Genomic DNA, 13,753 nt, shown 5'->3' on the forward strand with positions numbered 1-13,753 from the left:
CGTGATGTCCAACCCTCTCGACCATCCGTTCTATTACCTGCACAACTTCCTGCAAGTGCTGGCCTGGCTGGAGCAGCGCTATGGCGACGTGCTCAGCGAAGCCGAGCGGCAATTCATCGCCGACTTCCAGCAATTGCCTCAACCGGCCCAGGGGTTGCTGGTGCGCATGGTGATGCGCAAGGGCGTGCACTTTCGTGCCAGCAAGCTCAGCTACAGCGAAATCGGCGACACCGCCACAGCCGTGGCGCCCTTGCTGGCCCTGGGTTGGGTCGATGAACAGGTGCCGCTGAGCCTGGCCGAGCTGTTCGAGGTATTGCTCAAACCCGAGATCCTCCAGTGCTTCAAGGAGGCCATCCCCCGGCCCAAGGGCAAAAAAAGCCAATGGCTGGCAGACCTGGAAGCTAGCTTCCACACCGCACAAACCTTCGGCCAATGGGCCCCGCAGGTGCAGGACCGGTTGTTTGGCCTGACCATCATGGCGCTGTGCGATCGCCTGCGGCTGATGTTCTTCGGCAACCTGCACCAGGACTGGTCCGAGTTCGTGTTGGCCGACCTTGGAGTGTTCGTCTACGAAAAGGTCGAATTTTGCAGCGAATCCCGGGGTTTGCGCTGCCGTGAAGACGTTGACGGCTACCTGCACCTGTACGAGCACCAGCGCCGCTTTGAAGAGGGCGCCTGCCTGGCGGAAGTGATCGAAGGGATAAACCGCTTGCACACCGCCAACCCCTGGCTGCAACGGCGCCAGGCCAAGTTGCTGTTCCAGGTCGGCCAGCACTGCGAGCGCCTGGCCGACTGGCCCGCCGCCGAGGCGCTGTACCGCGCCAGCAGTTACCCTGGGGCGCGGCTGCGCTTGATCCGCGTGCTAGAGCGCGGTGGCGAACCAGGCGCCGCGTTGGCCCTGGCCGAAGCCATCGCCGCCCAACCCCACAGCGGCGCCGAACAGCAGCAATTGCTGCGCACCTTGCCGCGCCTGCGGCGCAAACTGGGCGGCCCGCCCCAGCCGCGGCGCAAAACCCAGGCGGCCGAACGCCTGGACCTGTGCCTGCCCAGGAGCGAAGCGGGGCTGGCGGTGGAGTTCTGCGTGCAGGCTCACCTGGACGCTGCCGCCGCACCCGTGCATTACGTGGAAAACAGCCTTATCAACTCGCTGTTCGGCCTGCTGTGCTGGCCGGCGATTTTCGCCCCGGTGCCGGGGGCGTTCTTCCACCCGTTCCAGCGCGGCCCGGCAGACCTACTCAGCGAAGACTTCCATGAGCGGCGCAGTGAGTTGCTGCGCGCCTGCCTGGCGGAGCTGGACGATGGCCGCTATCTGGCCACTATCGGTGAACGCTACCGGCAGAAATTCGGCATCCAGTCGCCGTTCGTGTTCTGGGGCGCGCTCAGCGAAGCGCTGCTGGAGCAGGCCTTGGCGTGCCTGCCGGCTGAGCACCTGAAGCTGTGGTTCAATCGCCTGCTGCTGGATATCCGCGCCAACCGCGCCGGTATGCCGGACCTGATCCAGTTTTTCCCCGCGCAAAAAACCTATCGCATGATCGAAGTCAAGGGCCCCGGCGATCGCCTGCAAGACAACCAGCTGCGCTGGCTGGCGTTCTGCGAAGAACACGCCATGCCCGTGGCGGTGTGCTACGTGCAATGGGCGCCGGGGGCGCCATGAACTACAGCGTGGCGGTGCGCGCCCTGTGTGAATTCACCGCCAAGTGCGGCGACCTCGACCTGCGCTTCACGCCATCGCCCACGGCCCTGGAAGGCATGGCCGGGCACCGCACGGTGGCCTCGCGGCGGGCACCGGGCTATCAAAGCGAAATTGCTTTGGAGGGCCAGTACCAAGGCCTGCGGGTGCGGGGCCGGGCGGATGGCTACGACCCGCAGCAAAACCGCCTCGAAGAGGTGAAAACCTACCGCGGCGACCTGGCGGCCATGCCCGACAACCATCGGCAATTGCACTGGGCCCAGGCCCGGGTGTATGGCTGGTTGATGTGCCAGCAGCTGCAATTGCCCGACCTGCACCTGGCCCTGGTGTACTTCGATGTCACCAACGAGCGGGAAACCTGCTTGAGCGAACACTGCACGGCCCAGGCCCTGGAGGCATTCTTCAACCGCCAGTGCGCGGTGTTCCTGCACTGGGCCGCCCAGGAAAGCGACCACCGCGCCGCCCGTGACCGCGAAGCCGCCCACTTACGCTTCCCCCATGGCGATTTCCGCCCCGGCCAGCGCCACCTCGCCGAGTCGGTGTTCAAGGCTGTCAGCACCGGGCGCTGCCTGATGGCCCAGGCCACCACGGGCATTGGCAAGACCCTGGGCACGCTGTTCCCGATGCTCAAGGCCCTGGCGCCGCAGCGTCTGGACAAGGTGCTGTTCCTCACTGCCAAGACCCCGGGCCGGGCCCTGGCCCTGGACGCAGCGCAAGTGCTGTGCCACAGCCACCCGGCGTTGCCGCTGCGGGTGCTGGAACTGGTAGCCCGGGACAAGGCCTGTGAGCACCCGGATAAAGCCTGCCACGGTCAGTCCTGCCCCCTGGCCCGGGGCTTCTACGATCGGCTGCCCGCCGCCCGGCAAGCGGCCACCGCCAGCGGTTGCTGGGATCAGCCGGGGTTGCGGGCCATCGCCTTGGCGCATGAGGTCTGTCCCTATTACCTGAGCCAGGAAATGGCGCGTTGGGCCGACCTGGTGGTGGCGGACTACAACTACTACTTCGATTTCAGTGCCCTGTTGTTCGGCCTGGCCCAGCTCAACCAATGGCGCGTCGGGGTGCTGGTGGACGAGGCCCATAACCTGGTGGAGCGGGCGCGGCAGATGTACAGCGCGAGCCTCGATCAATCGAGCCTCGACCAGGTGCGGCGCAGTGCCCCCCAGGTGCTGAAAAAGCCTTTGCAGCGGCTGAACCGGGAATGGAACGCCCTGCACAAGGCGCAAATCGCGCCGTACCAGGCCTACCCCCAGGCGCCGGGCAAACTGCTGGCGGCGCTGGGCACTTGCGTGACGGCCATCGGCGACTACCAGAACGACCACCCCCAGGGCCTGGACAGCGCCCTGCAAGGGCTCTATTTCGAGGCGCTGCAATTTATCCGCGTGGGTGAGCTGTTCGACGGCCAGTTTCTGTTCGACATCAGCAAGCGCGACCTCAGCGCCAAGAAGAGCCTGTCGCGCCTGTGCCTGCGCAACGTGGTGCCGGCCGGGTTCATCGGCCCGCGGCTGAAAGCGGCGCGCAGTTGCGTGCTGTTTTCCGCCACCCTCAACCCTCGGCGCTATTACGCTGACCTGCTGGGCCTGCCCGCCGACACGGTGTGGATCGACGTCGAATCTCCGTTCAAGGCCGAGCAGTTGCAGGTGCAGGTCATCCGCCGTATTTCCACCCGCTATACCCACCGCCAGCAGTCCCTGGGGCCGATTGTCGAATTGATCGCCGAACGCTTTGGCCAGCGCCCGGGCAACTACCTGGCGTTTTTCAGCAGCTTCGATTACTTGCAACAGGTGGCCCAGCTACTGGCCGAGCGCTACCCCCATATCCCGTTGTGGCCGCAATCGCGGGGCATGGACGAGGGCCAGCGCCAGGTTTTTTTGCAGCAGTTCACCGCCAGCAGCCAAGGCGTGGGCTTCGCCGTGTTGGGTGGGGCGTTCGGCGAGGGCATCGACCTGCCGGGCGCGCGGTTGATCGGCGCCTTTATCGCTACCTTGGGGCTGGCCCAGGTCAACCCGGTCAACGAACAGTTGCGCCAGCGGATGACGGCAGTATTCGGTAACGGCTATGACTACACTTACCTCTATCCCGGCCTGCAAAAAGTGGTGCAGGCCGCCGGGCGGGTGATCCGCACGCCCGAGGACCAAGGCATGGTGATGTTGATCGACGACCGTTTTGCCGAACCCCGGGTGCGCCAGTTGCTACCCGATTGGTGGGCGGTTGACGTGGTCGGGTAGGGGGTCGATAGAAATTTCGTACATCGAGCGTCGAAAAAAGCCGATAGGCGGTGTAGGTTTGCCCGTCCAAGGCGTTTCGCCACTTTTTTCCTGCATCAGTCTCAGGGATGGGGTACATGCCACACGCAAGTTGCTTCCTGGCGGGCGACGACCCGCGTCGTCTCGGCGAAGGCCTGGTCTATCACGACCCGGCACTGGCGAAGGCCCCGGCCACCCATGTGCTGGTGGTGGGCGTGGCGGCATTGCGCTCGGCCAATTTTCCGCTTAACCTGACCACCGCCACCCTGTCGGCGCGTAACCTGGCCGACTGGTTCCTGGCCCCGGGCAAGGCGCGTTTCAGCAACGCTGGGCAGCCTCTGGGCAGCGTGGCGCTGTTGCTCTCGGAAACCACCCAACCCTCCCAAGCACCCCTGGCCACCTACGGCGGTGGCGAGGTGCCACGGGCCACCAGTGCCAGAGTCAAAGCAGCCCTGGGTAAATGGCTCAAGCGCCTGCACGGCCACCCGGACAACCTGGCGATCCTCTATGTGGCCAGCCATGGCCAGAGCCTGAACGGGCGCACCGCGTTCCTGTTGGAGGATTTCGGCAGTGCGCCGCAAAACGCCACCTTTGGCCTGGTCAATGTCGAGCAGTTGTTCGGCACCCTGGAGAACGCCTGGGCCACCCGTCAGTTGCTGCTGATCGACTGCTGCCGCAACGCCACGGACGTGAAACTGGCGGCTGAGGAAATGTTCGGCACGCCGTTGGTGGTCTTGCCGCGCGACCCCAAGGACCACGGCCAGCCGCGCAACCAATGGGGCATTTGCTCCACCACCCTGGGCCAGGTCGCCACGGGGCTGGCGGCGGGGCCGACGCTGTTCAACCTGGCCCTGCTCGATGCCCTCAACGGCGTGGCCAGCGACGTCAGCGCCGAAGGTTGGCCGGTGCGCCCCGGCACCCTGGTGGACCGGGTGACCCGCATCCTCGACCTGTACCGGCGCCCCGACGAGAGCGTGCAACTGCCGGCGGGGCGGATCAGCGGCAGTTTCGATATCACTTTGCCCGGGGAAAGCAGCGATGTGCCGGTGTACATCAGCCTGTACGACCCCAGCCTGTGGCCCGACAGCACCCTCACCGTGACGGTCGATGGCGTGGCCCAGGACACCATTGCCCACCAGGGCGGGGCCGGGCCGTTCTACCTGGCGCGTTATAAGGACCAAGCCGATGTTCGTGTCAGTGCCGAGCACGATGGCGAGTCCCTGGGCAGCAACACCGCCAGGGTTCGGGCGCCGGTGCTGTTTTTGCAGGTCTCACCGCCACGGGAAGACAAGCAACGGCCGCCCATGCTGGGCCTACAAAAATGGACGCCAACGCGCGATGACCTGTTCCAGGCGCTGAAATTCGGCACGGTCATTCGGCCCCGGGCCGGCGCGGGCAAGCCACCGCCGTCGTTGAGCGCCACCGTGCGGGTGGTGGGCGCGCTGTCCATGGGCCTTGACGAGGCTCGCCCCGCCAATGGCCATGCCACGCCAGCCTTCGACATTGGTCGCGAGCGCTCGAACACGGTCGCCTTGGGCGAGAACCAACTGGGGGACTTCGACAGCAGCGTGGCCCCGGGCACGCCGGTGTTCATTAAGGTCCGCCACGCCGACGGCTATGAGGAATACGCCGCCGTGCCCGCCCGCCAGCACATTGGCCCCTTGGGCGACAGCCGCTGGTGTGCCGAGGTGCGCATCGACCTGGGCGCGGCCCGTTACGAAGCGATGACCCGGGTGCATATCGACGACCGGCGCTGGAGCAAGCTGCTGGGCTGTGTGGCCGCCCGCAACTTTGTCGAGGGCGAAAAACTCCTCGACGAAGGCCTGGCCGAGGACGTCCTGGGCGCCATCCGCAACAAAGTCCTCAACAATGTGGCCGCCACCGCCGGGGCGCTGGTGGCGGTGGGGGCTGCCAGCCCGAAGGTGGAGGAGCACTGGGACCCCTGGCTGCGCAACCTGTGCCAGTGGTTCCCCGGGTTGCCCGACGGGCCGATCATCCTTGGCCGGCGCCTGATGAGCCGTGCCCGCAGCCAGGCACAGATCGACGAAGCCGGCGCCTGGTTCCTCGAAGGCTACCGCCGTGGCGTGCCCTATTACTCGCTGTCGCTGGACTGGTTGGCCCAGGGCCTGGAAAGCGTGCCCGGCAACAGCGCCGAACTCCTGGAAAAACGCCGCATCGCCCGGGAACTGTCGATCCGCGTCGACCCCGCCCGCACCTTTACCGTAATCCGTTTGCGCAACGCTGGAGCCTGAGCCCATGGCCACTTTCACCCTGACCTTGCACCCGGCGTCCGAAGGCGATGCCTTGATCCTCACCTGGGGCAAGGCCCCGGCCCTGCGCCATGCCCTGGTGGATCTGGGCCGTGGCGGCGACTACAAGCCCCTCAAGCCATTGCTGCAAGGCCTGGGGGAGGTCGAGCTGTTCGCGTTGAGCCACATCGACGCCGACCACATCGAAGGCGCCGTGAGCCTGTTCAAGGCCCCGGACCTGCCGTTCAAGGCCCGCGAGGTGTGGTTCAACGCCCGCGCCCAATTGCTGGCGGCCAATGCACGCCTGGCGCCGGAGCAACGGGTGCCGCTGGGCTCCAAACAGGCGGAAAAGGTCAGCGAGGGCCTGGCCGCCAGTGGTTGGCCGCTCAACAGCCGCTTTGCCAGCCGCGTGGTTTCGGTGGACAGCCCCGAAGGCGCGGCGCCGCTGACGTTTGCCGGTGGCCTGCAACTGACCTTGCTCTCGCCCACGGACCAGAGCCTGGCCAACCTGTTGCCGGTGTGGCTCAAGGAACTCATCCGCGCCGGCCTGCGCCTGGAAGATCTGGTGGCGCCGCCGCCACCGCCCGCTGACGGCCATGTGCACCTGGGCGGGTTGGACGTGGAAGCCTTGGCGGCGATGGACTTCAAACCCGATCAGACAAAGCCCAATGGTTCCAGCATCGCCTTCATCGCCCAATACAACGGCGCGCGGGTGCTGATGGCCGCGGATGCTTACTCCGATATCGTCGAGGCGTCCCTGCGCCGCCTCGGCGCCAGTGAAACCCAGCGCTACCGGTTGGCGTGCCTGAAAGTCGCCCACCACGGCAGCCAGGGCAACACCTCGCCAGGGCTGCTGGGCATCATCGACTGCACCTGCTTTGCCTTCTCCACCGACGGCTCGCGCCACGGCCACCCGGACCCGCAACTGATCGCCCGCATCCTCAAGGCCGACCCCCAGCGGCCCAAGACCCTGGTGTTCAACTTCCGCCAACCCCAGACCCTGTGCTGGAACGTGCCGGCGCTGATGCAGAAATGGAACTACCGTTGTGTCTTTCCCACGGTTGGGCAGGAGGGCCGCGTGGCGCTGGACCTGTTGGCGTGATACCTCTTACACCGCCAACCCCCCTGTGGGAGGGGACGCTGCCCGCGATGGCGGCCCCAAGATCGCCATCGCGGGCAGCGCCTGCTCCCACCGAGTTTGTGTCTATGATTGACTCTGTCGCCGCCCAAACCCTCGCCATCCTCACCACAGGCCTTTGCCCTCCATGACGTCCAACCCCCAGTGGATCATTTGCGAGCACTGTGACTCGGTCTACAGCCCGGTGCCCCTGGGCCAGGGCGAAATCGCCCGTTGCGTGCGGTGCGCGGCGATCCTGGAGCGGGGCGGGCAGATGAGCATCCAGCAACTGCTGGCGTTGTCTATCGGTGCGGCGCTGCTGTTCGTGCTCGCCAATGCGTTCCCGGTTATCACCATCAGCCTCAAGGGCCTGAGCAACCAGGCGACCCTGTGGCAATCGGTGCAGGCCCTGGCCCAGGGCGATATCAGCCCCATCGCCGCCGTGGCCGGGCTGACCATCATCCTCGCGCCCATGCTGCAAATCGCCTTGTTGTGCTGGCTGCTCAGCTACGCGCTGGTGGGCCGCGCCGCGCCGGGGTTCAAGGCGTGCATGCGCGCCCTGGAGCACCTGCGGCCGTGGAGCATGCTGGAGGTGTGCCTGCTGGGCATCCTCGTGGCGATCGTCAAGTTGGCCGGCATGCTCGACGTGCACCCCGGCCTGGGCCTGTGGGCGCTGGCGATGCTCACGGTGCTGATTATCCTGATCTCCGGCAAAGGCATCCGGCGCTTGTGGAAAGACCTGGAGGGCGTGATCCCGTGAACCTGCCGCCCTACGCCTCGCAACTGGGCCTGTTGCTATGCCACACCTGCGGCCAGGCTTGCCTGAGCGGCCAACTGCGCTGCCCGCGTTGCGACGCTATCGTCCACCGGCGCAAACCCGACAGCCTCAACCGTACCTGGGCGCTGTTGCTGGCCAGCCTGATCTGCTACATCCCGGCCAACCTGATGCCGGTGATGTTCACCGATATTTTTGGCAGCGGCAGTGAAAACACCATTTTCAGCGGTGTGCTGGAGTTCTGGCACGAAGGCGCCTGGGACCTGGCCGCGTTGATCTTTATCGCCAGCGTGGTGGTGCCATGCATGAAGTTCGTCGTGCTCGGCCTGTTGCTGGTGACCTGCCAGCGCCGCAGCCGCTGGGCCATGGCCGAGCGGGCGCGGCTGTATCGGCTGATCGAGGTGATCGGCTACTGGTCGATGCTCGACGTGCTGGTGGTGGCGTTGATTGCCGCGTTGGTGCAGTTCCGGTCCCTGAGCACCATCGAGCCCAGGATCGGCATTTTGTTTTTTGGTCTGGTGGTGGTGCTGACGATGCTGGCCGCCATGAGTTTCGATCCCCGATTGATCTGGGACGCAGAGGTTGAAGATGCCTGATACCCATACACCGCCCGCGCCGGGCAGCCCGGCGGTCAAGCGCCGGCGTTTCAACGTTTCGCTGGTGTGGCTGGTGCCCATTGTCGCGGCACTGGTGGGCCTGTCGATGGTGGTGCACAACGCGCGCAACGCCGGGCCGCAGATCACCGTGAGTTTTCTCACGGCCGAGGGCCTGGAGGCGAACAAGACCCAGGTCAAGTACAAGAACGTGGTGATCGGCAAGGTCACGGCCATCGCCCTGGCCGATGACCGCAGCCATGTGCAGGCGAGCATCGAGCTGGACGCCTCGGCCAAGTCCTTCGCCTCGCGCGATGCGCGTTTTTGGGTGGTGCGCCCGCGCATCGGCGCCAATGGCATCTCCGGGGTGGATACGCTGCTGTCCGGGGCCTTTATCGGCGCCGATGCCGGGGAATCGAGCAAGGCCCGCAAGGACTTCGTCGGCCTGGAAACCCCGCCCGCCATCACTTACGGCGAGAAAGGCAAGCGCTTCACCCTGCGCACCGACAACCTGGGCTCGCTGGACATTGGCTCCAGCGTGTATTACCGGCGTATCCCCGTGGGGCAAGTGGTGGCCTACCGGTTGTCTGAGGACGGTAAGGGTGTGGACGTGGAGATTTTCGTCCACGCCCCCAACGACCGCTTCGTCACCCGCGACACGCGGTTCTGGAACGCTAGCGGCATCGACGTCAGCCTGGCCGCCGATGGCTTGAAGGTGAACACCGAATCGGTGTCCTCGATCCTCGCCGGCGGCATTGCCTTCGTGGAGCCCAAGTACAGCCCCAACCCGGAGGTGGCGGCGGAAAATACCGCGTTTTCCCTGTTCGACGACCAGCAAAGCGCCATGGCCCCGGCCGATGGCCAGCCGCGCTACATCCGCATGCGCTTCGACCAGCCATTGCGCGGGCTGGTGGTCAATGCCCCGGTGGAGTTCCACGGGGTCAACCTGGGCCGCGTGGTCTCGGTGGACCTGGATTACGACGAAGTGAAAAAAACCTTCCCCACTATCATCGGGGCGGTGATCTACCCCACGCGCCTGGGCAAGGCCCACGCCAAGATGCTTGAACGCGGCGGCGCCGACGACGAGACGCGGGCCTCGCAATTGATGGCCGAACTGGTGGCCCGCGGCCTGCGCGCCCAGGCCCGCACCGGCAACCTGATTACCGGGCAGCTGTACATCGCCCTGGATTTCGACCCCAAGGCCAAACCGGTGCAATTCGACCTGGCCGCGCGGCCGGTGGAGATCCCCACGGTGCCCGGCAGCCTCGACAAGCTCCAGGAGCAACTGCAAGCGGTGGTGGACAAGATCAGCAAGCTGCCGATCGAGCAGATCGCCAGCAACCTCAACGGCAGCCTGGGCGAGATGCAAAAGACCCTCAAACAGGTCAATGGCCAGGTGTTGCCGCAACTGCGTGACACCCTGGAGCAAACGCGCAAGACCGTGGCCACGGCCAACGACAGCTTTGCCGAGGACTCGCCTCAACGCCAGCAACTGGGCCAGGCCATGGATGAAGTGCAACGCACCGCCCGTTCGGTGCGGGTGCTTACCGACTTCCTCGGCCGCCACCCCGAGGCGTTGATCCGGGGCCGCCTCAAGGACAACCAACCCGACGCTTATCAAGCGCCGTCTTCGACTTCCCGCCAGAGCGACCCGCAATGATGACCCGTTCCTTGACCCTGGCCGCCGCCCTGGCCCTGAGTGCGTGCAGTTCGGCGCCGACCCATTACTACACCTTGATCCCCGCCGCCCATGAAGGCGCGGTCGCGGCCCCGGCGCCGGGCTTTGAATTCGAGATGCAAAGCGTGCGCATCCCCGTGCAGGTAGACCAGCCGCAAGTGGTGGTGCGCCAGGGCGGCGGGGCCTTGGCGATCCTTGAAACCGAGCGCTGGAGCGCGCCCCTGGCCGATGAACTGCACGATGCCCTGGCCTTGCAGATGGAAAACAAGCTCGGCACCCGCGACCTCGCGGGCCTGGCCATTGCCCCGGGGCGCGAACGCCTGGCCCTGCGCACCGACGTGCGCCGCTTCGACTCGCTGCCGGGGCAGTACGCCCTGGTGGATGTGGTGTGGAGCCTGAGCCTGCGCGGCGATGGCCAGCCGCGGCGCACCCTGACGTGCAGCAGCACCCTGCGCCAGAGCGCCGGGGTGGGCATCGAGGCGTTGGTATTAGCCCACCAGCAACTGGTCGAGCAACTGGCCACGCGCATCGCCCACACGGCGCGGGCCTGGGTCAGTCAGCCAACGGCGGGATGTTCCTGAGGCGCCAGCCAACGGCCCTGCACCCATAGCAGGGCCATGGCCGCCAACGCTGCCAGCGCACCGAGCAGCGGCACCCAGGCCAGCCCCGCGAGGTGGATCAGCACGCCGCTGGCCGCACCGCCAATGGCGGTGCCCAGGTTGAACGAAGCGATGTTCAGGCCCGCCGCCACGGCGCTGTAGCGCGGGATGTAGTGGTTGGCCAGGCGCAGCAAACGCAGGGTGGAAAGGGTGACGATGGCGAAGAACAACACCCCCAGCAGCCCCACCAGCAGCAACATCACCCAGGGCTGCTCACGCCACAGGTACAGCCCCACCATGTCCAGGGCCAAGGCGCCCAGCGCCAGGTACAGGCAATGGGTCACCGAGTAGCGGTCGGCCCACTGGCCACCGAGCATATTGCCCAGAATCGAACAGCCGCCAAACAGCAGCATCGCCAGGCTAAGGGTGGCGTGGCTGACGGCGGTGATGTGCAGCAGGTACGGCGAGACAAAGGTAAAGAAGGCGAACGTCGCCACACTCACCAGCATCGCCAGGGCAGCTGCCATCAGCAGTTGCCGGTGCAGCGCAGCGCGTAGGCCGGCCAGCGCCCCGGCACCCGCAGGCGTGGCCGGCGCGCGGGGCATCAGCCACACCAGGCCCAGGCTGCTGAGCAAGCCCAAAGCGCCGATGGCGACAAACACCAGCCGCCATGACCAGACGCCGCCCAGGTAGGTGCCCAGCGGCACGCCGAGGGCCACCGACAGGGTCAGGCCCAACCACACCAGCGCCAAGGCCCGCCCGGACTGATCCGCTGGTACGCACTTGACCGCCACGTTGGAGGCCACGGCCATGAACACGCCGTGGGCCAGGCCAATGACAAAGCGGATGCCATGCAGGGTGAGCAGGTCCGGGGCGACGCCAATCGCCAGGCTGCCCAGGGCCAGCACGCCGAGGGTGGTCAGCAGCAGGGCCTTGTCGCTCCAGGCATGGGCCAGCGCCGTGAGGATCGGTGCGCCAATGGCCGCGCCCAAGGCGTAGGCGGCAATCGCTGAGCCGACCTCGGCCACCGGGGCGTGCAGGTCATCGGCCATCACCGACACCAACCCGGCCAATACAAACTCGGACAGGCCGAAGGCGAAGGTGCAGAGGGAAAAGAGGTAGATCACTGCAGGCATAGGGGGCTTCCGCAAGACAAAGGAATTGACTGTGCACACCGAACCTGTGGGAGCGGGCTTGCCCGCGATAGCGGCGGCCCTGGCGCTGGAGATTGAGTGGCTGTACCGGCCCCATCGCGGGCAGAGCCCCACAGGTTTCGCGCCCATAAGTTCGGCCTACAGAGTGGCCACCCGCGCCCGCTGCGGGAAATATTAAATAAGTGGCGTCTTGATACTTTTCAGCGTGGCGCCAGCACCAAGGCCCGCAGGGGCTCAAGCAAAGGCGAAGGGTTGCTGCGGGCCCAGCACATGAACAGGCTGATGCCCGGGTTGGGCTGGGCGCCGACCTGGGCCAGCGGGCGCAGCACCACATCGCTGCGGGCCACGGCGCTGGCGATGGAGGCGGGCACCAGGGCCACGCCGAAACCCCGGCCGACCAGGGCGATCAGGGTGTGCATCTGCGCTGCTTCCTGCACCACCCGTGGGTAAAACCCGGCGGCTTCGCACAGGCCGATCAGCTGTTGGTGAAAACCGCTGCCCAGAGGCTGGGGGGTGAATACAAAATCCTCGTCGGCACAGTCGCGCAGTTCGATGGGCGTGACGCCAGCCTTGGGATGCGTGGCGGGCAGGGCCAGCAGCAGGGGTTCGCGCAGCACCTCGACGCACTCCATCTGCTCACTGTCAAAGCGCACCTGGCGCAGAAACCCGATGTCCACCTCGCCGGCCAGCAGGGCCCGGGCCTGCTCTGCCGAGGGCATTTCCCGCAGCACCAGCCGCACCTGGGGCAACGCCTGGCGAAAGCCTTGCAGGCTGTCGAGCAAGGTGTCGTAGCACGCCAGGGACAGGGCGCTGACAGTGAGGGTGCCGGCCACGCCGCGGGCCACTTGCCGGGCGTGGTCGATGCCCAGCTCCAGGCCGCGCAGGGTGGTATAGGCCGTGTCCAGAAAGGCCCGGCCGGCCGGCGTCAGTTGCACGCCGGGTTTGCTGCGGATGAACAGCGCCACTCCGAGTTTGTCTTCTAGGCGGCTGATGGCCTGGCTTAAGGGCGGCTGGGCCATGTGCAGGCGAGCGGCGGCCTTGCTGAAATGCAGCTCTTGGGCGACGGCGATGAATTGGCGCAGCAGGCGGGTTTCGATCATGGCGCAAGGTCCTTCTTGGGGCGCGAAGGGCTGCCATCGTGCCACAGCCGCGCAAATGAGCGGGGATTTGCGCCCTGGATAAGGCTGTCGGGCGGGCCTCGGGGGGGGCATGGTGAGGCTTTGTCGCCAGTGGAGTGCCTGCCCGTGAGTACCATCCCCGAAGGTTTTGTCGCGTTGCCCCGCAGCAGCCCCTTGCTCGACCTGATCGGCCCGGTGTACTGCCGGGGCCTTGGGCTGCAACTGGAAGTCGGCCTGCTCATCGAGCCGCGCCACGCCAATGGCCGCGGCACCTTGCACGGTGGGGTGCTGGCGACCCTGGCGGACGTGGGCATGGGCTACGCCATGGCGTTTTCCAGCGACCCACCGCTGCCCCTGATAACCGCGAGCATGCACCTGGATTACCTGGGCTCGGTGAAAATCGGCGAATGGCTGAGCGTGCGCCTGGAGCACTCCAAGCGCGGCCGGCAAATGGCCTTCGCCACCGTGGTGCTGGAAGTCGGCGAGCGGACGGTGGCCCGGGCCAATGGGGTGTTTGCGGTGCCGTTAGAGGCTTGA

General features: G+C 66.3%; 11 protein-coding genes. 9 read left to right on the forward strand and 2 right to left on the reverse strand.

The features are described from left to right. The first annotated feature begins 4 nt into the window (after positions 1 to 4). From AC19YT_RS17245 to AC19YT_RS17280, 8 genes are all read left to right on the forward strand, one after another. Positions 5 to 1,654, forward strand: a complete 1,650-nt coding sequence (locus tag AC19YT_RS17245) for a VRR-NUC domain-containing protein (RefSeq protein WP_256576608.1) — start codon at positions 5 to 7, stop codon at positions 1,652 to 1,654. Next, complete coding sequence (locus tag AC19YT_RS17250; RefSeq protein WP_500610686.1) at positions 1,651 to 3,915, forward strand: ATP-dependent DNA helicase; 2,265 nt, start codon at positions 1,651 to 1,653, stop codon at positions 3,913 to 3,915. Before AC19YT_RS17245 ends, AC19YT_RS17250 begins: the two co-directional genes overlap by 4 nt. Positions 3,916 to 4,031: 116 nt before the next feature. Beyond that, complete coding sequence (locus AC19YT_RS17255) at positions 4,032 to 6,185, forward strand: caspase family protein (RefSeq protein WP_500610687.1); 2,154 nt, start codon at positions 4,032 to 4,034, stop codon at positions 6,183 to 6,185. A 4-nt stretch (positions 6,186 to 6,189) separates the two neighbouring features. Next, the gene (locus tag AC19YT_RS17260) at positions 6,190 to 7,284 is read left to right on the forward strand and encodes a ComEC/Rec2 family competence protein (protein WP_095109741.1); all 1,095 of its coding nucleotides are present in this window, start codon (positions 6,190 to 6,192) and stop codon (positions 7,282 to 7,284) included. 163 nt (positions 7,285 to 7,447) lie between these two features. Further along, a complete protein-coding gene (locus tag AC19YT_RS17265; RefSeq protein ID WP_095109740.1) occupies positions 7,448 to 8,059 on the forward strand; it encodes a paraquat-inducible protein A in 612 nt (203 codons plus the stop codon). Continuing rightward, positions 8,056 to 8,670 (forward strand): paraquat-inducible protein A, encoded by a 615-nt coding sequence (locus AC19YT_RS17270; RefSeq protein WP_095109739.1) that lies wholly within the window; start codon positions 8,056 to 8,058, stop codon positions 8,668 to 8,670. Before AC19YT_RS17265 ends, AC19YT_RS17270 begins: the two co-directional genes overlap by 4 nt. After that, complete coding sequence (locus tag AC19YT_RS17275; protein WP_500599746.1) at positions 8,663 to 10,327, forward strand: PqiB family protein; 1,665 nt, start codon at positions 8,663 to 8,665, stop codon at positions 10,325 to 10,327. Before AC19YT_RS17270 ends, AC19YT_RS17275 begins: the two co-directional genes overlap by 8 nt. After that, entirely contained in the window at positions 10,324 to 10,926 is a 603-nt protein-coding gene (locus tag AC19YT_RS17280) for a PqiC family protein (RefSeq protein ID WP_500610688.1), read from the forward strand. Before AC19YT_RS17275 ends, AC19YT_RS17280 begins: the two co-directional genes overlap by 4 nt. Here the strand turns inward: AC19YT_RS17280 and AC19YT_RS17285 are convergent. Both AC19YT_RS17285 and AC19YT_RS17290 read right to left on the reverse strand, forming a co-directional pair. Further along, complete coding sequence (locus AC19YT_RS17285) at positions 10,902 to 12,080, reverse strand: MFS transporter (protein WP_500599750.1); 1,179 nt, start codon at positions 12,078 to 12,080, stop codon at positions 10,902 to 10,904. The genes AC19YT_RS17280 and AC19YT_RS17285 overlap by 25 nt on opposite strands. A gap of 218 nt (positions 12,081 to 12,298) precedes the next feature. Next, complete coding sequence (locus AC19YT_RS17290; RefSeq protein ID WP_500610689.1) at positions 12,299 to 13,198, reverse strand: LysR family transcriptional regulator; 900 nt, start codon at positions 13,196 to 13,198, stop codon at positions 12,299 to 12,301. Between the two features lie 144 nt (positions 13,199 to 13,342). Between AC19YT_RS17290 and AC19YT_RS17295 the strand changes: the two genes are divergently transcribed. After that, positions 13,343 to 13,753, forward strand: coding sequence for a PaaI family thioesterase (locus tag AC19YT_RS17295; protein WP_500610690.1), 411 nt, complete (start codon positions 13,343 to 13,345; stop codon positions 13,751 to 13,753).

It is taken from the genome of Pseudomonas sp. MF08875 (genome assembly GCF_059862525.1).